Genomic DNA, 22,140 nt, shown 5'->3' with positions numbered 1-22,140 from the left:
AAAAAGAGGCCCATGGAGAAATTGAAACAGAGCATCCAGGATACTTAGGTAGCCAAGACAGTTATTATGTTGGTAATATCAAAGGTATTGGACGAATTTACCAGCAAACCTTTGTTGATACCTATTCCAGAGTTGCTTTTGCTAAGCTTTACACAGAAAGGACTGCTATCACAGCTGCAGATCTTCTTAATGATAGGGTAGTACCGTTCTTTGATGAACAGAAAGTATCATTGCTACGTGTTTTGACGGATCGTGGTACAGAGTATTGTGGCAGACCTGAAAATCACGCTTACCAGCTATATTTAGGGGTAGAAAATATTGATCATTCTCGAACCAAAGCTCGTTCTCCACAGACTAATGGCATATGTGAAAGGTTCCACAGAACTATGCAAGATGAATGTTACAATATTATCTTTAGAAAGAAAATTTACACCTCTTTGGCAGAACTTCAGTTAGACGTAGACCATTGGGTGCATTCTTACAATAGATCTAGACCGCATTCAGGTAAATATTGCTATGGTAAGACTCCTATGCAAACCTTTTTTGATAGTATGCATATTGCTTATCAGAAAAATATTGATAGCATTAAACAGGATGCTGATTTTGGTTTTGACTTTGTTAATTCTTCTGTCAGTTAATTCATGCTTGTCAGATTAAGTCTAGACTATTACACCTTACCTTTTATAAGATTGTGAGCTTCTATCTCGCTCATACTGCTTCTATCAACAAGTAGTTTAGCAAGCTTTTCTGCAAATTTTCATATTTTTGGAAGGCTATAGGATCGGGATTATTTTTCTTTGTGGCATCGCTTGTTATCTTACTCACAGTATCTTTATAATGTTTTTTGCTTCCTCTAAAGAAAGTTTACTTACTACTCCTTCAGTAAGTTTTGCTACATCAATTTTATTCACAAGTTCCTGCGAATTAAGATTAATTTTACCGGCAATCTGAGTTGCAAGATTTTCACCTTTGATACCATTTGCGTTAAGAACTGCTTCTCCTAGCTCAGCTTTTTTACTGGTAACTAATTCAGTTGCAATTTCTATAGCACTTGAGGCATCTCCCTTCTCACCTTTAGAGCCAGTATCTCCTTTAGAACCGTCTGGACCAGGAAAACCTCGGTCACCCTTATTACCTTTGGAACCTTGTTCGCCCTTTAACCCACGTTCACCGTTACGACCTGGTTCGCCCTTTTGGCCTGGAGGACCTTGTACGCCTTTAACTAACGCTTTTAAAGAATCTTCTCGCTTTACACGCTCACCAAAAAAATGTGCTATTCTTTCTGAAAATCCCATGGAATTACGCTTATCTTCTTCCATTATAGCTGCTGCTAAAGGATATAGATGGGCTCTGTTAGAAGAAAATTCGGTAACAACTTGATTAATACTTGGAGTTATTCCATTAGTGCCTTGATTTCCTTTTTCTCCTTTAGGTCCTTGATCGCCTTTTGATCCATGCGCACCTGACGATCCAGTATCCCCCTTGTTACCTTGAGGACCAGGAAAACCTCGGTCACCCTTATCACCTCTGGAACCTTGGTTACCGTGTAACCCCGGTTCACCGGGTGCACCGGTATAACCTAGTTCGCCCTTTTGTCCTGGAGGACCTTGTATACCTTGAGGAGCAGGCTCTCCATCGAAGCCTCTATCACCTTTTTGTCCCCTTTCACCTGGCTCACCTTTAGGACCTTGTACACCAGTACGTTCTAATCTGTCTATTCTGCGTTTTAAAAGTTCAATTTCTGTTTCTAAATTTATATGTTCTTGAATATTCACATCAACCTCCAAAAAGTTATCAAAATTTTCTAAGTTATAATAATAAGGATATGGACCTGGTCTATTGTCGTGCTCATACCCAAAAGAATTAGGGTTAAAATTATAAAAATTTTTGCATGTGCTATTTTCATACGATATGCAACCAACATAACTATTGCCTAACTTTTTTACTGCGAAATAGGTATCTTGTGCTTTCAAGCTCTCCATTTCATGAAAAGGGAATAACTGGAATGTATTGCTTATACGAGTAAATGCTGAAAGGATATCATTCAATATGCCAACTTTTCCACCAGTTAAATTATATACCTGAGCGCTCCTATATAATTTGTATATATTTCTTGATTCTTTAAACAAATAGTCTCCTATTTTTATTTTGAGTCTTTTATCAGGTGAACTTTTAAGATCTTCCAAAATAAGACTGACATTTTCGCTACTAATTATGTCTTTTGGATCTATTAAAACCTTCCTGTTTTCTAGCAGTTCATAATAAATACTACAGCTTTCACGATTATATGCGTTAACATAGAAACCATCTGTGTAACCATGAGGTATACGATCAATAGTATCTATCATAGTATCGTTGCCATCATAGTAATAATAATAAGGTTGATCAGAGGTAGTAACTAAAGCGAATTTGTAATCATTTCTTACGCTTCTAGCTTTAGTTGTAGCTCTTGAGATAAGTCGTTTAGTATACTTGCCACGTCATGCTTCAAATCCCAAATTTGAAAACTCAGACCAATATTGTTGTCGATGATAATGTAAGATACACTAGGCAGGCTAAATGTTGTTTTGTTATTTAATCTTATTTGTGCAGGTACCCTACGACCAATTCTATTATTACAATCGTTTTGTGGAATATCTTCTTTTTCTAGTTTAAAACGCATCTCCACCTCCCTTTGCGATTAGATATAATTAATTTATGGGTATTAATTATTGATTAATACTGATGATCAGTAAATATAATTATATTTTACACTAATTTAATTATAAATTAACTTGTGAAAGAAAGTTGTTTTTTTACAACTGAGCATAAAAATGCTTTGTATTATCGAACTTCTTACCACTCCAGCTCTTTCATCTTATGGATGATATCGTTCCAGTGCTTGATACTGAAATCTAGTTCTTCCATAACCTCGTTGGAAAGGTTTTCAGTATAGGGATAAATTTATTAATCTACAGAAACACCCTCACCCTCAGGATAAAGAAGCTAGTTAAATTTGTCAAGCAATTTTTTCATGACCAGCTAGATAAATAGCTACTTCTTCAATTTGATTGAAGTAAAAAACTGGTTTCCATTGCGGTAAATAAGCAACATTACTGAATCTTTGCCGTCTTTTTTTACTGCTGAATCAATTTGTTTTTGAAAATCATTAGTATTTTCAATATCGATTCCATCTAGTTGGATAATTATATCACCTTTCTTAATAACACGTAGTGTAGAATTACTACTACTATCTACACTAGTAACTACTACACCCTTTGTGGGTGCATTTTTTTTTAGTTCTTTTGGCAAATTTGAAACGGTTAAACCACTTATATAACTAGATGTTGATTTATTTTCTTCTTGATTATTACATGAATCATCATTTATAGATTCCTCGATTGCAACCTTGATATTGACTTCTTTACCTTTTCTAAGTAACTTAACCTGTACTTTCTTTCCGGGCTCAGTTCGTGAAACCATATGAGGTAATTGCGTCATTCTATCAATTTTTTTGCCGTCAAACTCTAATAGTATATCACCTACTTTGATTCCTCCTTTCTCTGCAGGACTGCCCTTTACTACGCTTGCAACTAATGCACCTTTGATATCTTTTAAACCCAAGGATTCAGCAAATTCTTTTGTTATAGGCTGAACTTGCACGCCAAGCCAACCATGTTTTATTTTTTTACCACTTTTTAATGTGTCAATAATTGAAATAGCTAGATTAGATGGTATAGCAAAGCCTATACCCACGTTACCGCCAGACTCAGATGGGGAATAAATAGCAGTATTAATACCTATAACTTTTCCATTTAGATGAAATAGTGGTCCCCCTGAGTTACCTCTATTAATTGCAGCATCAGTTTGAATAAATTCATTCATAGTACCAATACTAATGTCTCTAGATCTTGCAGACACAATTCCTGTACTTACAGAGCCACCCAAACCAAAAGGGTTGCCTATTGCAATAACTGTATCACCAACTCTTGCTTTATCAGAATTACCAAATTCAACAAAAGGAAGATCTTTATCAGAATTAATCTTAAGCACAGCAAGATCAGTTTTTGCATCATAGCCTAAAACTTCTGCTTTGAAATAAGTATTATCGTTCATAGTAACTGTAATATCTTGGGCATTTTTAATAACGTGATAGTTGGTTACTATGGTTCCACTTTTATCTATAATAAATCCAGACCCAAGTAACGTCACTTCTCTATTAATGCTAGGAGCTCTATCGAAAAATTGATCAAAATGCTCGAAAAATTCTCTAAAGTCATCAAAGAAATTATTTCTTGGCGTAAAGGGAATTTTAGTTCTACTGTTATTTTCTTGCTTAACTATTTGCTCACTTGAAATATTTACAACTGCGGGAATAAGTTCTTCCACTATATCAGCAAGCCCTTTATTACAACTACATACAGGATCTGCAACTGTTTTTGCAAACAGATTAGCATATGAAGAAAATGAAATTAAAAAATATGCAAATATAGATAAAATAAATGCTTTACTTTTCATAAACTATTTCCATCCCTTGTTCAAAATATCTAAGAAATTATTATTTGGTGAAAGCACAAATTTAGTATTACCCTCAGCAAATGATTTACTGTAAGCTTTCATAGAGCGATAAAAGTTAAAAAACTCTTCATCAACCTTGAATGCCTCATTATAGATTCTAGTTGCTTCAGCATAACCACGGCCTCTTATTTCATGTGATTCTTTTACTGCACTAGAGACAATTCCCCTTTTTAATTTATCAGCTTTTGATCTAATTTCTTGTCCAGCTTGTTCTCCTTCTGCTCTAATTTCTTTTGCTTCCTTTTCTCTTTCAGTTTGCATGCGGCGGAATATTGCAGAACTATTTTCTTCTGGTAGATCTGCTCTCTTAATTCTTACATCTATTATCTCTATGCCAAATTTTCCAGCTTCAGAATAAACTCCACGTTGAATTAATTGCATAACTTCTGATCTCTTTTCATTCAATAAACTAATTAATGAAAATCTTCCTATATTCTCCCTTATGTGAGCTTCTATGACAGGATATAATCTTCTAACTAGACCTGATTCATTTTTCACAGTTTGATAAAAAGTAATAGGATCTATTATTTTATATTTTGCATAAGCATCTACTATGATACGCTTTTGATCTGCAGTTATCACTTCCCTTGGAGTTTTATCAGGACTTAAATCTAAAATTCTCTTATCAAGAAATTCTACGTTATTTATAAATGGCAATTTAAAATATAAACCACTGTCCCTAACATCTTTTACGACTTTACCGAGTTGTATAACTATTGCTTGTTTTGTTTCTTGAACAACGAAGATTGAATTAGATAAGGCAATCAATAATACAACAAATATAAAAGCAAAAACAATTTTTATATTACTACTCATGGCTATTTTCCTAAATTTGTAAGAGGTAAATAAGAGAACATACCTTTCAGATCGTCTGTTATAACAAACTTATCTACCTTGCTGAAAATATTTTCCATAGTTTCAAGATAAATACGATTCTTAACAAGAGAAGGATTTTGTCTATATTCTTCGTAAAGAGATAAAAAGCGATTTGCATTACCTTTTGCTTCATTTATTATTTCATTCTCGTATGCTTCTGCATCTAATTTTATCTTTATTGCTTCACCTTTTGCACGAGGTATAATATCATTACTGTAAGCGTATGCTTCGTTTATGGTACGCTCCTTATCTGCGCGAGCACTTTGTACATCCCTAAATGAGCTAATCACCTTTTCTGGTGGATCAATTTTTTTCATTTGAACGGATAAAATCTCTATACCCATTTGATATCCATCAAGAATCTGTTGCAATAAAATTATAGTATCTCTGGAAATTTCAGCCCTGCCTTGACCTTCGAGTGCAAAAGAGATCGTATTCTTACCTATTATTTCTCTCATAGCACTTTCAGCAGCATTTTTAACGCTAAAACCAGGTTTATAATCCCGCACTTTGAATAAATAATCTTTAGCATCCCTGACTCTCCATTGGACCTCAAAGTTAACGTTGACTATGTTCTCATCTCCGGTAAGCATCACTCCTTCACCACGATCTGTATCTCGCCCATAAGAGCTGCTTATCCCAATTTCTTCACGATTTACTTCTTTAACATTTACTTTAAAAACCTTACCAATAGGGTAGGGAAAGTGATAACGCAAACCAGATGTTTCTGTATTGGAATATTTGCCAAAAGTAAGTTCTATACCTTCCTCACTCGGATGGACAATATAGAAACCAGTACAAAGATAAAACAACAAAACAATAAAAATGATGAAATAAGGTTTTTTCCCTCTATTTCTGGTTAAGCCATTAAAAAAGCATCTTATATCAGACACAGCTTTACTTAAAATATCTTCATTACTTGAACCTGACGGTTTCTTTCTAAGATTCCAAGGATTACGCTCATCCATAAAAATTATTAATTGTATAACTAATACGCTGATATTACTTAATCTTATCAAAAAATGCAAAACTATTTTGTTTGCAGATTAATGATCGGAGTGAAGGATGTGATCATACACTTCCTTTTTCTCTATATGATATGGTCAATTCCACAGAATTTCTGGCTTTTTTGAATTCTTTATTGTCGTTTTTGATAAGTATCTTTAGTTGTATATTAATTATTAACATAAAAGACAATGCCTGGGATTTAGGAAACTTAATTTTAATCAAGTAGCTGCATAATAAATCATCGTCAAGTAATAGAATGACATTATCTACTATACAAATTACCTGCAAATTGCAATGTTCGAACAATTGTGTATCTGAGTTTTGAGATGACGAAACTAGGGTTGTATAATCTATACACATTTGTGACAATTTCTTACCTTCGCTCAAATAACTTTTCAATATCGCTTAATTTCATTTCTATATAGGTTGGTCTTCCGTGATTGCATTGTCCAGAATATGGTGTTTTTTCTATTTGCCTCAACAACTCATTCATCTCCTCTAATTTCATCTTTCTACCTGCTCTAATTGATCCATGACAAGCAATTGTAGCTAGTATTTTATTTATATCCTCTATAGGTAGAGTATCTTCTATTTCTATTAATCTATCCACTATATCAATTAGCATTTCCTTCACATCTATTGACCCTAAGATTGCAGGTATTTCTTTTACTATGATCGCATTTTCTGATTTAATTTCGATATCAAAGCCCATTTCGAAAAGCTTATTCTTATAAACTTCTATCATTTCCATACCGGCTTGACTTTTGATTTCAACCATTTCAGGCAAAAGAAGTTTTTGTCTTTTTATACTTGATTTCTCCTTTAAGCACTCGTATACTAGTCTTTCATGGGCTGCATGCTGATCTACTATAATTAGTTTGTCTCTTACCTCGGCAATAATATAAGTATTGTAGATTTGACAGTGTGCAAACCCAAGTGGATAGTCCCTTATTAGATCGGTTTGTTTCCTTTCCAAAATTGTAGTTTCTGCTCGTGGAGGAGATTTTTGCATACCAGTATAATCAAACGATTTTGAATGTTCTGATAAGCTTTTTGTCTCTATATTTGGAGAAGTAAATTCTCTCATTAACTGGTTTTCAAAAGGATCCGACCTTCTTCCATAAAATTCATTTTTAAGACTAGACCTACTAAAAGGATCTGATGATAGATGATTCGTTGTTGTTCCATTCTGGGCCAATACAGTTTCTGCAAGATCTATTCTCCTTGATAGCACTTTTATTAGCCCTTTTCTCACTATTTCATATATTAGCCTCTTGTTCTGAAACCTTACCTCTGATTTATTTGGATGCACATTTACATCAACTTGATCATACGGTATCTCTAAGTGCAGCGCTGCAAAAGGATATCTATTGCTTGGAATAAGGTCGTGATACGCATAACGAATTGCACCAATAAGTAGATTATCTTTAATTGGTCTACCATTAACAAATGTATAGATCTGAGTTGAATTGCTACGATTGACAGTAGGTTTACAGATGTATCCTGTAAGTCTAATGCCATCTTCTTCTTCACTAATTTGCAAAGAGTTTTCATGAAATTCTTCTTCTACTTCGCATAGCCTGCTAAATAATGAGGTTTGCTTAGCATACTTAAGAAGCTTCTTATTATCGGAGATAAGAGTAAACTCAATTCCATAATTGATCATTGCTAAGTTGTTTGCAATATCAACAATGCTTTGTGTTTCTGCCCTTTCGGTTTTGAGAAATTTTAGTCTATTTGGTGTGGCAAAAAATAAATCTCGTACTTCAATATATGTTCCTATCGATAAAGGATAAGGAACAAGCTCTCCTATTTTTTCTCCCCCCTCATACCTTATAGACCATGCTTGATCTGCTTTGCTTGCCTTAGATGATAATTTTATTCTGCTTACTGCTGCAATTGAAGGCAAAGCTTCTCCTCTAAAGCCAAGATGCTTGATCTCTATCAATTCACTGTCACTCAATTTTGAAGTAGCATGGCGCATAAACGCAAGTTCTAAATCATCCTTTTTTACTCCGCTACCATCATCGATTACAGTAATGAGGTTACGCCCACCACTTTCTATCTTAATTTCTATCTCTGAGCTTCTGGCATCTATTGCATTTTCCACTAATTCCTTTACCACACTTGCAGGCCTTTCTATTACCTCTCCTGCTGCTATACGATTTATGGTTTTTGTATCTAAAAGAACTATTGCCATTATAATGTTGGTTTTTCTTTTACTGCTTTAGTTTGCCCCTCTCTCCATTTTTTTAATCTATCTGCAATTTCACTATTAGAAATCGACAATATAGATGCAGCAGTAATAGCGGCATTGCATGCTCCACTCTCTCCTATAGACATTGTTGCAACTGGAACACCTTTTGGCATCTGCACTATAGATAATAGACTATCTAGCCCATTTAATTGCTTGCTATGCACAGGAATACCGATAACAGGTAAATAAGTAAGCGATGCAGTCATACCAGGTAAATGAGCCGCTCCTCCTGCACCAGCTATAATAACCTTAAAGCCTTTTTCTTGAGCAGACTTAGTAAAATTAAAGAGTCTCTCTGGTGTTCTGTGTGCGGATATTATAAATACATCATGTGAAATTTCCAATTCTTTTAATAGGTTAATAGCATGCACCATAGTGCCATAATCCGACTCGCTTCCCATAATTACAGCAACATCCTTTTTCATTTTTTCTGTATTAGACATGATTTTATTTACTAACCAAATAGTATTTTAGAAGCAACAGATATTTAAATTAAATTACGAATATGATATAGCATTCTTATTAAATAGAAACTTTAAAAATTGAAATGAATCCCTATATTAAAATATAGAGGTATAAATTTCGGATATAAGGGTCTATTCATAATCTTTTTAGAAGCAAAGCGGTGGAAGCAAGAAGACGATTTGTAAGCTAGTATTGAATTTGCTTATCACAATTGTCTACACTTTTCTATAAGAGTATTAGAGACTTACCTTTTGACAATACGGCAAAGATTTCTACAGTTACATCCTTTTATTTGTTTCTTTGCAATTACTTTTTTATATATGTTTCAAAACACTTTCTTTACTTCCGCTATGTTTTTTACTTCATTTATTAAAATAATCTTGCCATTTTGAAAACATTGTTGATTCACTGAAGCCACTTTTTAGGACCTGTAACACTATGTAAAATATATCCTAAATCTTCTTGATTTTGTTTCTTTCTACAGAACTCTACTCAGTTTTTCTCCTACTCATCTTGCTCTGTTTTAATAATTTACATACTCTATCTCCTGCTTTATTCCTTTCTTGAGATCATGTACAGTCTCTAAAACGAGTTTGTAAAATGATTATTTCTGTATTTTAAACTTTGCAATTTCAACTTATTCTCTTTAATAGTAAGTTTTTTACAAAATAATAGTTTGAAATTACTAGTATTTTGATAAAAATTATAGTCAATTTAAAATTTTGAGTATCAGTATATCATTATAGTTATTGACAAATTATATAATATTAATGTACCAATATATTAATATTATGATATAATATTTAATAAAGCTAGTTGGTATGTGAGAGTAAAAATTATGGAAACAATATCATTAAACAATCTGGATAGTGAAGCAATAAAAAAAAAATTGCTGAGCATAATAAGTAAAATTATAGGAAAAAATACTTGGACTCAAGCTTGTGCGGCTGAGAAACTTGGTATTGATCAACCAAAGGTGTCACAACTTAAAAGTGGTAAGACAAGTGGTTTTTCTTTAGAGAGACTGTTAGGTTTTTTGAAAAAGCTTGATCATGAAATAACAATTACAATAACAGAAAATCAATCAGTAAAAGCTAAAGAAGAAAAAGTAGAATGTAGAATTGGATCTCAATAGATCCGAAGTTGACATCTTATTTTTTGTGATATAGTATAAAGTTTATCAAGGTAGTATTTTATGATTGAGTCTATTGTAGAAAAGTGTGTAGAACAGGTACACAACCGTTTTAAATTCGTTCTGCTAGCAAGTCAAAGAACGCATGATTTGAGTACAGGGGCAAGCGATCCCGTTGAAATGGTTGAGTTTAAAGATCATAAGGATACGATAGTTTCTTTGTATGAAATAGCAGAAAAGAAGGTGAATACTCATGAGTTGTTTAACCTTTTGGTGAAAAGGTGCAAGGAGCACATGAAAGGAAACACAGATAATACTTATATTAATAGTCCAAGTAAGCTAGCAAATTTGTTAAATTTTTCTGATCATCAACTTAACACAAGTCTGGATGTAAGTCAAGAAAGCCACGATGATAAAATAGATGATCAAGATAGTGGTGAAGAAGTACCGATTTAGAAATCTGCAGAGGTTATAATAGCTTATAAATGATTAGTATTGCTATCTATGCGCTTTTGTTCTGTATGAGTGTAATGTTATGTTGTATAGTATTTAGGTCAAGTGATGTGTACAATAAGATTTTAGCATTCAATAGTTTATCAACACAAGTAGTTTTACTCATAACAGCAATATCGATTACTCTGAATGATTTTTTTTTAATTGATATAGCATTACTATATGCTAGCATCAGCTTTATATCAACTATAGCGCTAATGAGATTAATGTTGTTTTGATAATTTATGGTAGCATCCATTCTCATATTTTTAGGTGTTTGTTTAATAGTCATTTCAAGCGTAGGAGTAGTAGTATTTCCTGATTTCTATACTAGACTACATGCTGCAGGTATTGCAGATTCTAGTGGCGCAATGTTGTTGTTGATTGGTTTTGCTTGGCAAAATGAATTTTCAATCACTACTATTAAAGTTATATTATTGATTTTTATAATATGGATAGCCAATTCAACTAACAGTTATATTTTAGCGCGTACTTATTATAAAAGTAAAGACTATTAAAGAAGGTTAAGATGCTAGAAATACTGAATCTAATATTACTTTTGCTGTTACTCACGGTTACAGTTTTTATAGTTCTTTCGAAACATTTGGTTGTAAGTGCTGTTCTAATGTGTGTATTTAGTTCACTTATTGCACTTATGTACTTGATTATGAATGCGCCAGATGTTGCAATTACTGAAGCTTCTGTTGGTGCAGGATTGAGCACAGTCTTTACGTTTGCAGCACTCTCTTTGGTAAAGAATTACAAAGCAAATTTATCTCATAGCCCCACAACACTTTTTTTTATGTTATTTTTGACTGCATGTTTATCATACTTTATGATTCAATTACCAGATTTTGGCAGTCATAATGCTCCAGTTCACTTGCACGTTGCTCCTTATTATGTAGAAAATACTGAAAAAGCTATTGGTATTCCTAATATAGTGACAGCTGTTTTAGCAAGCTTTCGTGGCTATGACACATTTGGAGAAACTATAGTAGTTTTTACTGCTGCACTTTGTATAATGTTAATATTAGAAGAGAAAGAAAGTGATTAAAGATCCGGTATTAAGTGCAGTAACATTTTTGATGATACCTTTTATCATTTTGTTTGGTTTATACATACAGTTTCATGGTGACTATACTCCAGGTGGAGGTTTTCAGGCGGGAATAATTATTGCTTCTGGGATAATATTATATTCTATGTTATTTGATATACCTACAACTTTAAAAGCAATACCTTGCTCTATTATCAAATTTACTAACGTACTAGGTATTTTAACCTATGGAGGAGCTGGTATTATAACAGTTTTATTTGGCCAAAATTTTTTATCCTATAGTATATTGTCAGCTGATAGTAGAACAGGTCAAAAATTGGGTATTTTCTTAGTGGAGCTGGGTGTATTGCTTACCGTCTCTTCTTCCATGTTAATCATATATATAAATTTTGCTCGCAAGAAAAAACAATGACTCTATATAATTATGTAGGCATTACTATATTAATGGTGCTAGGTTTCTATATCATTGTAAATGATAAAAACTTAATCAAAAAAATGATGGGATTAAGTGTCTTACAGGCATCTGTTTTGTTGTTTTACATATCTTTAGGGTATGTAAAAAGTTCTTTACCTCCTATATTGACTTCAAATTTTCACTTATATACCAATCCTATACCTCACGTCTTAATGCTTACTGCTATAGTGGTTGGAATTGCAACATTTTCGGTTGGATTGTCCATAGTAGTAAGAATGGAGAGATTAGTTGATTAAGAAGAGTGTGAATAAATTGACAGTATCTTAAACTATATGAAGTAGCAAGTAACTATAAATTAAGAATAAAACTATAAGCTTGCTAATTGTAAGTTTATTTGATAAATAAGAAATAAAATTATAAACTGTAAAGGTAATGATGTCAACTATTAATGGTACGGAAGATAGGAAAAAGATCATCAAAGATCTTGTAACCAAAAGTATAAGAAAGGGCGGTTTTATCACTTTTGATGATATAAATGATAAGTTGTCAGATGAAAGTTTTCCACCTGATTTTATAGATGATACTATAGCTTTATTGCAAGACTCTGGAATTAACATACTCGAAAGTAGTGAAGATGAGGAAGAAGCTCCTTCTAATGATGATGGTAATAAGCTTGATGATGATGAGACATCGTTGAATACTACTACAACTTTAGTGCAAAATGATGATCCAGTAAGGATTTATTTACAAGATATGAGCTCTGTAAAGCTTTTGTCACGAGCAGATGAAATTAAGATAGCAAAAAAAATTGAATCTGAAAAGCATAACATGTTACGTGCAATAATTGAAACATCAGTGGCATTCAACATGATCAAAACATGGCGTGATGATTTAAGTGGGGGAACTTTTTTGCTGAGAGAAATGATAAATCTAGATGCAATTTATAACTCTGATTTCAATATGGTAGCCAAAGAAGAAAGTGAAGCTGAAGATGTTAAAGATTATGTTGATGATGAGGAAAAAGGCAACGATGAAAAGGGAAATGAGAGTGAAGATATAAGTTCAGCGAATTTAAACATTTCTGTTCTTGAAATGGAAAGTGATTTATTGCCAAAGGTTATCACAGCATTGGATGAGATCATTACTTTAACAAATGAAGCATTGGTATTGAAAAAAAATTCTAAAGATTTCTCTAATGAGCTAGAAAATTTATATAATCAAATATGGTCTGTGGCATTACAAATTCAGTTTAGTGATGCTGCTATTGCCAGAATTACACAAAAACTTTACGAAATAAATAGACTAATCACGTTTGAAGAAGCTAATCTTATTACTGAGGCTAGAAAGTACGATATTGATAGAGAAAGTTTCTATAATATTTATTGTGCTGTGCTTTTAGAGCGCGAATTGAGCGAAATCAGTCTTTTAAAGAAGAATGAAAATCAGTCCCTTTTTACAGGTGAATTAAAAAATAAATTCTTAAGGTTTATAAACGATAACTATGAATATATAGCTAGTGCCTTAAGAAATATTAAGAGTTATGTACAAGGAGATAAAGTACAAGAGTTTAAGGAGCTAATCAAGAGAATACAAAAACACGAACGAGAAGTCTCTGAAGCAAAGCAAGAGATGATAAAGGCTAATTTAAGGCTAGTGGTTTCAATTGCTAAAAAGTATGCAAAAAGAGGACTTGATCTACTTGACTTGATACAAGAAGGCAATATTGGTCTTATGAAGGCTGTAGATAAGTTTGATTACAAACGTGGATATAAATTTTCGACTTATGGTACTTGGTGGGTAAAACAATCAATAACTAGGGCAATACCTGAACAGTCTAAAGTAGTTAGAATACCAGTTCATATGGTGGAAATTATCAGTAAAATCAATAAAGCATTAAGAAAGATGACTCATGGAATGGGTAGAGAGCCAACATTAGAGGAATTAAGTATAGAATTGGCAATGCCGATAGAAAGAATACGTAAAGTTATGAAAATAGCAAGAGATCCAGTAAGTCTTGAAGCTCCAACAGGAAAGGATGATAGTAGTACCTTCGGTGATTGTATAGAAGATAAGCGAGTTTCTAAACCAGAGGATGCTGCAATACTTGCCGACTTGCGCGGTATTACGACCAATGTTCTTGCAACTTTAACACCAAAAGAAGAAAGAATTCTAAGGATGCGCTTTGGCCTTGGTAAAGATGGAAAGGAGCATACCTTAGAAGAAGTAGGAAAAATTTTTAATGTTACGCGTGAAAGAATTAGGCAAATAGAGGCAAAAGCACTACGTAAGTTGAAACATCCAAGCCGTGCTAAAAAACTTAGAGGTTTCTTTTAAGGCAGAAGGGCTGCTCAAAAAATAGGTAAAATTCAGCCAAAGTTCTATAATTTTACCCTATTTTTCTTTTTTTATAGGCTTCATAGAGCAGTATGATTAGATATTGAATGTTATGGCAAATGAAAAGAATAACTCTAATTCAAAGTGTAAAAATTTTTGTGTTCTGGGTGATAGTTTATCTGATAATGGTGTAATTATTGAAATTTTAATAACTTATCCTTTGTAAGAAACGTGAAACTTAATGCCCCTTTTTATTAAGGAGGATTTTAGCAATGGCCTTACTGTTGTTGAATATGTAGCAAGGTATTTAGGTTTAGAAGAATTTAAGTCATCATGGAGATGCTCATTTTTTGATCGATACTATGAACAGTAAGGTCATAACTATGCGATTTTATATGCAACAGCATCTGAAATTCTTAACCCTATTTTTTCTTATTTCCTCAATAAATTTCGTTTAGTTAATCAGCTAAACGCAGTAATTAAACATCATCCAGACGTAGGTAAAGGAGATTTTATTTTTCATTATAATCGAGGAAATAATATTATGGGTGCCACTGCTTATAACAATGTTAAAGCAGAAAAAGTATTGAAATAAAGCGGTTAGTGAAATATGTAATGCATTTGGTTCTAAATGAATATGGTGTAAAGCATGTGATTGTTGCAAATGTGACTGAGGTTGGTTTGATACTAGCTTTAATAAAGACGAAAAGCAAGAGAGCTGGCTGCAAAGCTTACACAGAGTTTCAATACAAAATTAGCTAATGATTTAGATTATATGAAGAAAGGTGCAGATCTTGAAATAAAAGCATTCGATCTTAATTCTAAAATGAAAAGTATGCTTGGTAAATATAAGAGCAAAGGGTTAAATGATCGAGATGCATACCTATCAAACATCGTAGACCAGTTTGGGGGAGGGTGATTTGGAAAAAGTATAAAGATACTCTTGTTGATATTTAAAGGAAGGCTTGATACTTACTATAATTCTGGATGCAGCACAGAAATACTAAAGGATTATTTCTTTTTTGATTATTTTTATCCAACTGCAGAACCTTATTGTGAAGTTGGTAATGAAATGTATGAGTTGATAAAAAATTAGATTTCTTTTAAACATCTTTACGGTTTGTAGTAACTATCTGCGTAGCTGAATGATAAAGGGAGGGGGGTAAACAAAGTAATCTAAAATATAGAGAAAATACAACGGTGCTTGATACATAGCTATTGCGATTTTATCCTCTTTTTGTCATTTTAGTGCTACAATGACATTCTGCGAGTGAAGTTTATTCTTTGATATATTAACTATAAATATAGAGAAGTCTTACTAAATAAAAAGGTAAAAGGAACCCTCTGAGTAGTGAAATTTTGACTCTATATTACTGTAAGTGGTGCTGTAATAATGTTCTAACAAGCGCGACTTGGCTGAGTATAGAAAAAATTTAAAAAACCGCTATAATTTTACGTAATCTACCAATAAACACCTAAGTTTTTACTGGATTTTGTGATTGATCCTACAGTCAAAAACAAATTTTGAGTCATAAATACTTTTAGTGCCATAATAAAATAGGGAGGTTTGTCAAGTAAAGTTCTTTATTTCATCAGATGCGCTGCCAAATTGTTATGCAAGCAAGTTTTTTAGTTTTCGTATATCCGAAGTAATTCTTGTGCATTGGCCTTGATTAGAGTCGGACATTCTCTATCATTTAATAATGAATGCAATATTTCAATTGCACCTTTAATGTCGTTACTGTGTATCTTTACTATAGCGGTAGCTTCTTGGCTTGAATAAGGGTACACTGCATTTGATTCTAAATTACTAATTTTATCTCTATTTGTTTTTTCACCGCTGGAGTGAAGTAAGCTCATTACTTCTAAGTATTGTGCTAACTCACGCAAAACATCAGGAGCATCTTTATCGTCTGCCAAATCATTATAAATAATAGATGCTGTGTCTGTTGGCATTGAATCTGAGATATGATTGAATGCGCGTTCAAAATTTGCTAAATACTCCCAATTTGAATCTATTTCTTCTAGCAGTGACTTATTATCTTTTTTTAAGAATAATACTTCGTAAAACTTGTCACCTGCAGTTATAGATTGTTTTGTGTTATCAATGTTGCGCAATAAGTATAATGTGATGCCAACTAACATTGGCGCGAGTGCAAGCAGAAAGATGTATTTTTTCATGGTAATATTCCAAATAGTTATATATTTATACATTAATGCTTTTGATTTGCAAAAACATATTGACATAGTGATTATATCACATAATAATATTCTTAGAGTTGTTTGAATAGTTGGAGATTAAAATATTTCTAAAGTAGAAATAAAGACAGCAGTATTAAGCTAAATTATTTTTTGTCGGATTTATCCGATGTACCCTCAACCTTTTATAGGTTGAAGTCTAAATTTGAGAGTTTGATCCTGGCTCAGAATGAACGCTGGCGGCAGGCCTAACACATGCAAGTCGAACGGAGTTATATTGTAGCTTGCTATGGTATAACTTAGTGGCAGACGGGTGAGTAATGTATAGGAATCTACCTAGTAGTACGGAATAATTGTTGGAAACGGCAACTAATACCGTATACGCCCTACGGGGGAAAAATTTATTGCTATTAGATGAGCCTATATTAGATTAGCTAGTTGGTGGAGTAATAGCCTACCAAGGCAATGATCTATAGCTGATCTGAGAGGATGATCAGCCACACTGGAACTGAGATACGGTCCAGACTCCTACGGGAGGCAGCAGTGGGGAATATTGGACAATGGGCGAAAGCCTGATCCAGCCATGCCGCATGAGTGAAGAAGGCCTTTGGGTTGTAAAGCTCTTTTAGTGAGGAAGATAATGACGGTACTCACAGAAGAAGTCCTGGCTAACTCCGTGCCAGCAGCCGCGGTAATACGGAGAGGGCTAGCGTTATTCGGAATTATTGGGCGTAAAGGGCGCGTAGGCTGGTTAATAAGTTAAAAGTGAAATCCCGAGGCTTAACCTTGGAATTGCTTTTAAAACTATTAATCTAGAGATTGAAAGAGGATAGAGGAATTCCTGATGTAGAGGTAAAATTCGTAAATATTAGGAGGAACACCAGTGGCGAAGGCGTCTATCTGGTTCAAATCTGACGCTGAAGCGCGAAGGCGTGGGGAGCAAACAGGATTAGATACCCTGGTAGTCCACGCTGTAAACGATGAATGTTAAATATGGGAAGTTTACTTTCTGTATTACAGCTAACGCGTTAAACATTCCGCCTGGGGACTACGGTCGCAAGATTAAAACTCAAAGGAATTGACGGGGACCCGCACAAGCGGTGGAGCATGTGGTTTAATTCGATGCAACGCGAAAAACCTTACCACTTCTTGACATGGAAATCATACCTATTCGAAGGGATAGGGTCGGTTCGGCCGGATTTTACACAAGTGTTGCATGGCTGTCGTCAGCTCGTGTCGTGAGATGTTGGGTTAAGTCCCGCAACGAGCGCAACCCTCATCCTTAGTTGCTATCAGGTAATGCTGAGTACTTTAAGGAAACTGCCAGTGATAAGCTGGAGGAAGGTGGGGATGATGTCAAGTCATCATGGCCTTTATGGAGTGGGCTACACACGTGCTACAATGGTGTCTACAATGGGCTGCAAGGTGCGCAAGCCTAAGCTAATCCCTAAAAGACATCTCAGTTCGGATTGTACTCTGCAACTCGAGTACATGAAGTTGGAATCGCTAGTAATCGTGGATCAGCATGCCACGGTGAATACGTTCTCGGGTCTTGTACACACTGCCCGTCACGCCATGGGAATTGGTTTCACTCGAAGCTAATGGCCTAACCGCAAGGAAGGAGTTATTTAAAGTGGGATCAGTGACTGGGGTGAAGTCGTAACAAGGTAGCAGTAGGGGAATCTGCAGCTGGATTACCTCCTTAGGCTTTGTACGTAATTCACCATTTCAAATAATAGTGTCATTATGTACTATACTGCTGTCTTTACTTCTACTTTATTTTTTAATTTCTCGATAACAAAATTTTATGAGTAACAGGCCTCTTTCCCCACATTTACAAATATATAAAGTACAAGTTACTAGTTTTTTTTCTATTATGCATAGATTGACTGGTATCTTGCTATTTCTTTTATTAATCATACTTTCTTGGTATTTTATATTATATGTTTACTCCCCTAAGTTAATTATAGTAAGGTGCTTAAATGCATTATTGTTCACTCCTGTTGCTAAATTAGCTTATATCTTATGCTTTGTAAGCTTTATGTATCATTTTCTTAATGGTATTCGTCATTTATTGTGGGATGCTGGGCTTAATTTAGAAATTGCTAGTGTTTTAAAAAGTGCTATATTACTAACAATAATGCTATTTCTTTCTACTATGGCTTTTTTATTTATATTTATATGAGTCAATCTGTAAATTCAGTACATCATTGGTGGATCCAGCGTGTTTCTGCGGTGATTTTGTTATTTTTATTTCCTTGGTTTATTTACTCATTTTCTTGCACATTTTATGTTGATAGCCCTTTATCTTTTAATGAAAAATTATTTCAGGCTATTAATCATCCACTAGAGCTTTTGTTTTTTGTTATACTGGTGTTTTGCATTTTTTGGCATGTAGTTCTTGGAATGCAGGTAGTGTGTGAAGATTATATAGACAGCGTACCTCTAAGGATTTTTACAATTACATGCATGAAATACTTATCAAGCATTACTTATATAGTCCTTGCTTTTACGACTTTTTTCTTTTATAGGCATATTTTCTTGTAAAGTTGCCAGTTCTATGTTAATATATTATTAGTGTACTAGTTTTATTATTGAACTATAGCGATTTTGGTTTAGCAATATGTTAGAGACATTGAAAAAGTGGGGAATAGACCTTACGCTAAAGGTGAAGGATCTATTTAGTTCATCTGAGTCTCAAGTTTATGTCAAAGACCTTAGAAAGGTAATGATATATGAGGATGGACGAAAGTGTCAATATCCAAAAAATTATGATCAGATTGTAGATTCTGGGAGAGTTGTAAAAAAAAATGACAAGCTTGTAAAAGATAAAGACGGAAATCCAGAGTACCAGCTTATATATAATGAATACAAATTTGATCTAGCCTTGGTTAAGGAAATTGATAAAAAATCTTACTTTACTATTGACTTTTTAGTTAGTAAAGGTAGGCGTGAGGTTAATGATTATAGTAAATTTTATAAGCCATTTAAGTTTTCAAAAATAGATCTTGAAAAACACTTGCCGGTCTTTGAGGTTGATACTAAGTTACTTAGATTAACTAATTCTTCTTTTCTTGCTAAAAAAGGTTGCTTCATCAATGATGACACGGGAGAAGTTGATGAGAAAGATAGAGATGAAAAAGGAAGAAATGGAAAATTACTATACGCTAGTGATTACAAGAAGCTAAGCACTCATTTTTCAGAAATTAGAGATCAGGATGGTAATCTAGAGCTAGATAAAAGTCTTATATCTGTTTCTATCGTTTTTGCTACAAGCTTGGCTAAAGTTTGTACTAAATTGTTGACCTCTCTTCCTATAAAGTTAGGGGAGTATTTAATAAGCGAACAAAACCCAATTGCAAAGTCTTTTGGCTATCTTTTGTTCACCCCTGCAATGGCAGTAAAAAATTTAGTGAATATGGGAGCTACCATACTTAAGGCTCCAATTTTATTGTTTGTAGCAAATGAGAAAAAGTATGGTGATGCTTATCTTACTATGTGGAAACATCAATTGAAAGAATGTTGGAAAGAAGTAAAAAGCGACTTTAATGTTGTTACAAATGGGGAAAGGCCAAAGCCGAAGCAGAAGGATCATAAGCCACTTAGCATAGCGGGTACATGGAAAGAGCTTAACGCTAGAAAATCAGATATTGAAAAAAACTTAGAGAAGGGGTTGAGCAAAAATAGTGAAAGTATAGATAAATCTAGAGAACTAGGTGTTGGAGAAAGCTTAAAGGAAAAGTTGCAAAACAAAACTGATGAAAAAGTAGCTGCAGCCGTTAATCAAAAAAGCAACACTCCTCATATTGATAGAGAGATAGAAAGAAGACAAGACTCATCACGAAATGTAGGGACTCCATCACGCTCGTAGTCAACCATCACTTTAAATTACTTTTTACTTTAATCATCTCACAATAAAAACTTGCATGCATTTTGCCGTTAGTATAAGATATTAATCAAATAATTAATATCTTAATTAAATGCGCCCTGTAATACTGTGTGGTGGTAGTGGCAGCAGACTTTGGCCTCTATCTAAGCCAAAGCAATTTCAGAAAATATTTAGTCAGAATACTATGTTTCACAACACTTTGTTGAGGCTAAAAGGCGATTATATGCCACCCATCATTACCACAAATATACAATATGAGTCATTATTGATGCAGGAATTACATGCATTACAGGAATGTAAAGTAGTTTTTGAACCAGTTAAAATTGGGACAGCGGCAGCAATACTAATTGCTGTGCTTCTCTGCGATAGGAACGAGACAATCTTAGTTCTGCCTTCAGACCATTTTATAGGTGATTTGAATAGTTTTTATGTTTCTATTGAGAAAGCGTCTAAGCTAGCCTCTGAAACTGACTCTATAGTCACTTTTGGGATAAAGCCTCATGAATTCAATTCGGAATACGGCTGTATAAATGCAGTATATGGTCAGAAAGAAAAATGTCATATAGTAAAAGATTTTACAGAAAAACCCGAGCGTAAGGTAAGTAACGATCATTATTGGAACTCTGGAATATTTGTGTTTAGAGCAAAACGCTATATAGATGAGATAAAAAAAATTGCTCCGACTCTCTATAATTTATGTTGTGAAAGTATGAAGCATTTTGTACCACGAGAGAGATTTCTGTATTTAGAACAGCAAAATTGTGCAGGAATGGGTGATACATCTATTGATCACCTAGTGATAGAAAAAGCAGAAAATATTGCAATGGTAGAAGCTAATTTTGATTGGATGGATATTGGTACTTGGAGTTCAGTTTTAGAACTGAGTAAGAGATTTAGTGAGAATTTAGTTTCATTTCAGCGTGTAACAAAAGGAAGAGAGCCAGTTTTGATGACAGAAAATGATGAAAAGATTTTATTAGGTAGAGTTTATAAACGGCAAAATAAGAGCCTAATGTTGTTCATTAATAAAGTTAAAGAAGCAAAGCCAACAAGGAAAGAGATTAAGCCATGGGGATTTTATAGTGTGATTTTAATGGGTAAGGATTTTCTTATAAAATACCTTTATAAATCGACTGAGCTGCACTTCTAAGCAATTTCACCACTATAGAGATGAGTACCATATAATACTATCAGGGGTTGGATGTGTGAGTTTAGATGACAAAACATATGCTATAACAAAAAATCATGTAGTAGAGATTCCAAGGAAGGTGTTTCATAAAATTGAGAATAAAAGTACAAGATTTCCTCTTGAGATAGTTGAGTTTCGGGTAGGAAAGTTTTTATCTGATAATGATATAGTAAGATCGGACGATATATATGGAAGGTCTTAATATAGAATATTGAATATATTCTATAAGCTTGCTAAATTTAGACAACCTAATTTGAGGTAAAGGAAAAATTA

General features: G+C 33.7%; 23 protein-coding genes, 1 rRNA gene and 1 pseudogene. 17 read left to right on the top strand and 8 right to left on the bottom strand.

Going from position 1 to position 22,140, the window contains the following annotated elements; all coding sequences use genetic code 11:
- The coding region (locus OUY_RS02840; RefSeq protein WP_139686632.1) for an integrase core domain-containing protein at positions 1 to 638 on the top strand (638 nt) is incomplete at its 5' end.
- A 183-nt stretch (positions 639 to 821) separates the two neighbouring features.
- Here the strand turns inward: OUY_RS02840 and OUY_RS02835 are convergent.
- From OUY_RS02835 to purE, 7 genes are all read right to left on the bottom strand, one after another.
- Positions 822 to 2,348 carry a collagen-like protein gene (locus OUY_RS02835; RefSeq protein WP_246038642.1) on the bottom strand — a complete coding sequence of 509 codons (1,527 nt, stop codon included), beginning with the start codon at positions 2,346 to 2,348 and terminating at the stop codon, positions 822 to 824.
- 74 nt (positions 2,349 to 2,422) lie between these two features.
- Positions 2,423 to 2,662, bottom strand: coding sequence for a hypothetical protein (locus tag OUY_RS06875; RefSeq protein WP_246038641.1), 240 nt, complete (start codon positions 2,660 to 2,662; stop codon positions 2,423 to 2,425).
- A 371-nt stretch (positions 2,663 to 3,033) separates the two neighbouring features.
- Positions 3,034 to 4,497, bottom strand: a complete 1,464-nt coding sequence (locus OUY_RS02830; RefSeq protein WP_139686631.1) for a DegQ family serine endoprotease — start codon at positions 4,495 to 4,497, stop codon at positions 3,034 to 3,036.
- Between the two features lie 3 nt (positions 4,498 to 4,500).
- Positions 4,501 to 5,373, bottom strand: coding sequence for a protease modulator HflC (hflC, locus tag OUY_RS02825; RefSeq protein WP_010407101.1), 873 nt, complete (start codon positions 5,371 to 5,373; stop codon positions 4,501 to 4,503).
- A 2-nt stretch (positions 5,374 to 5,375) separates the two neighbouring features.
- Entirely contained in the window at positions 5,376 to 6,401 is a 1,026-nt protein-coding gene (hflK, locus tag OUY_RS02820) for an FtsH protease activity modulator HflK (protein WP_139686630.1), read from the bottom strand.
- A gap of 413 nt (positions 6,402 to 6,814) precedes the next feature.
- The gene (gene mutL, locus OUY_RS02810) at positions 6,815 to 8,641 is read right to left on the bottom strand and encodes a DNA mismatch repair endonuclease MutL (protein WP_139686628.1); all 1,827 of its coding nucleotides are present in this window, start codon (positions 8,639 to 8,641) and stop codon (positions 6,815 to 6,817) included.
- On the bottom strand, positions 8,641 to 9,141 hold the full coding sequence (gene purE / locus OUY_RS02805) for a 5-(carboxyamino)imidazole ribonucleotide mutase (protein ID WP_007302433.1): 501 nt from the start codon (positions 9,139 to 9,141) through the stop codon (positions 8,641 to 8,643). Before purE ends, mutL begins: the two co-directional genes overlap by 1 nt.
- 860 nt (positions 9,142 to 10,001) lie before the next feature.
- Between purE and OUY_RS02800 the strand changes: the two genes are divergently transcribed.
- The 11 genes from OUY_RS02800 (at position 10,002) to OUY_RS02750 (ending at position 15,686) form a co-directional block, all read left to right on the top strand.
- Positions 10,002 to 10,298 (top strand): helix-turn-helix domain-containing protein, encoded by a 297-nt coding sequence (locus tag OUY_RS02800; RefSeq protein WP_139686627.1) that lies wholly within the window; start codon positions 10,002 to 10,004, stop codon positions 10,296 to 10,298.
- A 60-nt stretch (positions 10,299 to 10,358) separates the two neighbouring features.
- Positions 10,359 to 10,751, top strand: coding sequence for a DNA-directed RNA polymerase subunit omega (gene rpoZ / locus OUY_RS02795; protein WP_139686626.1), 393 nt, complete (start codon positions 10,359 to 10,361; stop codon positions 10,749 to 10,751).
- 29 nt (positions 10,752 to 10,780) lie between these two features.
- On the top strand, positions 10,781 to 11,026 hold the full coding sequence (locus OUY_RS02790) for a monovalent cation/H+ antiporter complex subunit F (protein WP_010404268.1): 246 nt from the start codon (positions 10,781 to 10,783) through the stop codon (positions 11,024 to 11,026).
- Between the two features lie 6 nt (positions 11,027 to 11,032).
- The gene (locus tag OUY_RS02785) at positions 11,033 to 11,305 is read left to right on the top strand and encodes a monovalent cation/H(+) antiporter subunit G (protein WP_010404270.1); all 273 of its coding nucleotides are present in this window, start codon (positions 11,033 to 11,035) and stop codon (positions 11,303 to 11,305) included.
- 11 nt (positions 11,306 to 11,316) lie between these two features.
- Complete coding sequence (locus tag OUY_RS02780; RefSeq protein WP_010404272.1) at positions 11,317 to 11,841, top strand: DUF4040 domain-containing protein; 525 nt, start codon at positions 11,317 to 11,319, stop codon at positions 11,839 to 11,841.
- Positions 11,834 to 12,253, top strand: a complete 420-nt coding sequence (locus OUY_RS02775) for a Na(+)/H(+) antiporter subunit B (protein WP_139686625.1) — start codon at positions 11,834 to 11,836, stop codon at positions 12,251 to 12,253. The genes OUY_RS02780 and OUY_RS02775 overlap by 8 nt, the downstream gene beginning before the upstream one ends.
- Entirely contained in the window at positions 12,250 to 12,552 is a 303-nt protein-coding gene (locus OUY_RS02770) for a cation:proton antiporter subunit C (RefSeq protein ID WP_010404276.1), read from the top strand. The genes OUY_RS02775 and OUY_RS02770 overlap by 4 nt, the downstream gene beginning before the upstream one ends.
- A 139-nt stretch (positions 12,553 to 12,691) precedes the next feature.
- Entirely contained in the window at positions 12,692 to 14,590 is a 1,899-nt protein-coding gene (gene rpoD, locus OUY_RS02765) for an RNA polymerase sigma factor RpoD (protein ID WP_139686638.1), read from the top strand.
- A 603-nt stretch (positions 14,591 to 15,193) separates the two neighbouring features.
- Complete coding sequence (locus OUY_RS02760; protein WP_010407120.1) at positions 15,194 to 15,352, top strand: hypothetical protein; 159 nt, start codon at positions 15,194 to 15,196, stop codon at positions 15,350 to 15,352.
- 13 nt (positions 15,353 to 15,365) lie between these two features.
- On the top strand, positions 15,366 to 15,509 hold the full coding sequence (locus OUY_RS02755) for a hypothetical protein (RefSeq protein ID WP_029237693.1): 144 nt from the start codon (positions 15,366 to 15,368) through the stop codon (positions 15,507 to 15,509).
- A 24-nt stretch (positions 15,510 to 15,533) separates the two neighbouring features.
- A complete protein-coding gene (locus OUY_RS02750; protein ID WP_029237694.1) occupies positions 15,534 to 15,686 on the top strand; it encodes a hypothetical protein in 153 nt (50 codons plus the stop codon).
- A gap of 533 nt (positions 15,687 to 16,219) precedes the next feature.
- On the opposite strand, the gene OUY_RS02745 is transcribed toward OUY_RS02750, so the two are convergent.
- On the bottom strand, positions 16,220 to 16,837 hold the full coding sequence (locus OUY_RS02745; RefSeq protein WP_139686624.1) for a hypothetical protein: 618 nt from the start codon (positions 16,835 to 16,837) through the stop codon (positions 16,220 to 16,222).
- Positions 16,838 to 16,990: 153 nt separating this feature from the next.
- Here OUY_RS02745 and OUY_RS02740 point away from each other — a divergent pair.
- The 5 genes and pseudogenes from OUY_RS02740 to OUY_RS02720 all read left to right on the top strand — a co-directional run bounded on the left by OUY_RS02740 (position 16,991) and on the right by OUY_RS02720 (position 22,069).
- Positions 16,991 to 18,494: ribosomal RNA gene (locus OUY_RS02740) — 16S ribosomal RNA — on the top strand.
- 102 nt (positions 18,495 to 18,596) lie between these two features.
- Entirely contained in the window at positions 18,597 to 18,974 is a 378-nt protein-coding gene (sdhC, locus tag OUY_RS02735; RefSeq protein ID WP_010407125.1) for a succinate dehydrogenase, cytochrome b556 subunit, read from the top strand.
- Positions 18,971 to 19,336, top strand: coding sequence for a succinate dehydrogenase, hydrophobic membrane anchor protein (sdhD, locus tag OUY_RS02730; RefSeq protein WP_139686623.1), 366 nt, complete (start codon positions 18,971 to 18,973; stop codon positions 19,334 to 19,336). Before sdhC ends, sdhD begins: the two co-directional genes overlap by 4 nt.
- A gap of 76 nt (positions 19,337 to 19,412) precedes the next feature.
- Positions 19,413 to 20,660, top strand: a complete 1,248-nt coding sequence (locus tag OUY_RS02725; RefSeq protein WP_139686622.1) for a hypothetical protein — start codon at positions 19,413 to 19,415, stop codon at positions 20,658 to 20,660.
- Between the two features lie 109 nt (positions 20,661 to 20,769).
- Positions 20,770 to 22,069 (top strand): annotated as a pseudogene (locus OUY_RS02720) (sugar phosphate nucleotidyltransferase).
- Positions 22,070 to 22,140 lie beyond the last annotated feature (71 nt).

It is taken from the genome of Wolbachia endosymbiont of Leptopilina clavipes (assembly GCF_006334525.1).
In the GTDB taxonomy this organism is placed as follows: domain Bacteria; phylum Pseudomonadota; class Alphaproteobacteria; order Rickettsiales; family Anaplasmataceae; genus Wolbachia.
This window is presented reverse-complemented; position numbering and strand designations above follow the sequence as displayed.

Bases quoted from the DNA above. Each gene is read 5' to 3' on its own strand.
- OUY_RS02835 (WP_246038642.1), bottom strand. From the start codon at position 2,348: ATGATAGATACTATTGATCGTATACCTCATGGTTACACAGATGGTTTC.
- OUY_RS06875 (WP_246038641.1), bottom strand. From the start codon at position 2,662: ATGCGTTTTAAACTAGAAAAAGAAGATATTCCACAAAACGATTGTAAT.
- OUY_RS02830 (WP_139686631.1), bottom strand. From the start codon at position 4,497: ATGAAAAGTAAAGCATTTATTTTATCTATATTTGCATATTTTTTAATT.
- hflC (WP_010407101.1), bottom strand. From the start codon at position 5,373: ATGAGTAGTAATATAAAAATTGTTTTTGCTTTTATATTTGTTGTATTA.
- hflK (WP_139686630.1), bottom strand. From the start codon at position 6,401: ATGGATGAGCGTAATCCTTGGAATCTTAGAAAGAAACCGTCAGGTTCA.
- mutL (WP_139686628.1), bottom strand. From the start codon at position 8,641: ATGGCAATAGTTCTTTTAGATACAAAAACCATAAATCGTATAGCAGCA.
- purE (WP_007302433.1), bottom strand. From the start codon at position 9,141: ATGTCTAATACAGAAAAAATGAAAAAGGATGTTGCTGTAATTATGGGA.
- OUY_RS02800 (WP_139686627.1), top strand. From the start codon at position 10,002: ATGGAAACAATATCATTAAACAATCTGGATAGTGAAGCAATAAAAAAA.
- rpoZ (WP_139686626.1), top strand. From the start codon at position 10,359: ATGATTGAGTCTATTGTAGAAAAGTGTGTAGAACAGGTACACAACCGT.
- OUY_RS02790 (WP_010404268.1), top strand. From the start codon at position 10,781: ATGATTAGTATTGCTATCTATGCGCTTTTGTTCTGTATGAGTGTAATG.
- OUY_RS02785 (WP_010404270.1), top strand. From the start codon at position 11,033: ATGGTAGCATCCATTCTCATATTTTTAGGTGTTTGTTTAATAGTCATT.
- OUY_RS02780 (WP_010404272.1), top strand. From the start codon at position 11,317: ATGCTAGAAATACTGAATCTAATATTACTTTTGCTGTTACTCACGGTT.
- OUY_RS02770 (WP_010404276.1), top strand. From the start codon at position 12,250: ATGACTCTATATAATTATGTAGGCATTACTATATTAATGGTGCTAGGT.
- rpoD (WP_139686638.1), top strand. From the start codon at position 12,692: ATGTCAACTATTAATGGTACGGAAGATAGGAAAAAGATCATCAAAGAT.
- OUY_RS02755 (WP_029237693.1), top strand. From the start codon at position 15,366: ATGAAGAAAGGTGCAGATCTTGAAATAAAAGCATTCGATCTTAATTCT.
- OUY_RS02745 (WP_139686624.1), bottom strand. From the start codon at position 16,837: ATGTCAATATGTTTTTGCAAATCAAAAGCATTAATGTATAAATATATA.
- sdhC (WP_010407125.1), top strand. From the start codon at position 18,597: ATGAGTAACAGGCCTCTTTCCCCACATTTACAAATATATAAAGTACAA.
- sdhD (WP_139686623.1), top strand. From the start codon at position 18,971: ATGAGTCAATCTGTAAATTCAGTACATCATTGGTGGATCCAGCGTGTT.
- OUY_RS02725 (WP_139686622.1), top strand. From the start codon at position 19,413: ATGTTAGAGACATTGAAAAAGTGGGGAATAGACCTTACGCTAAAGGTG.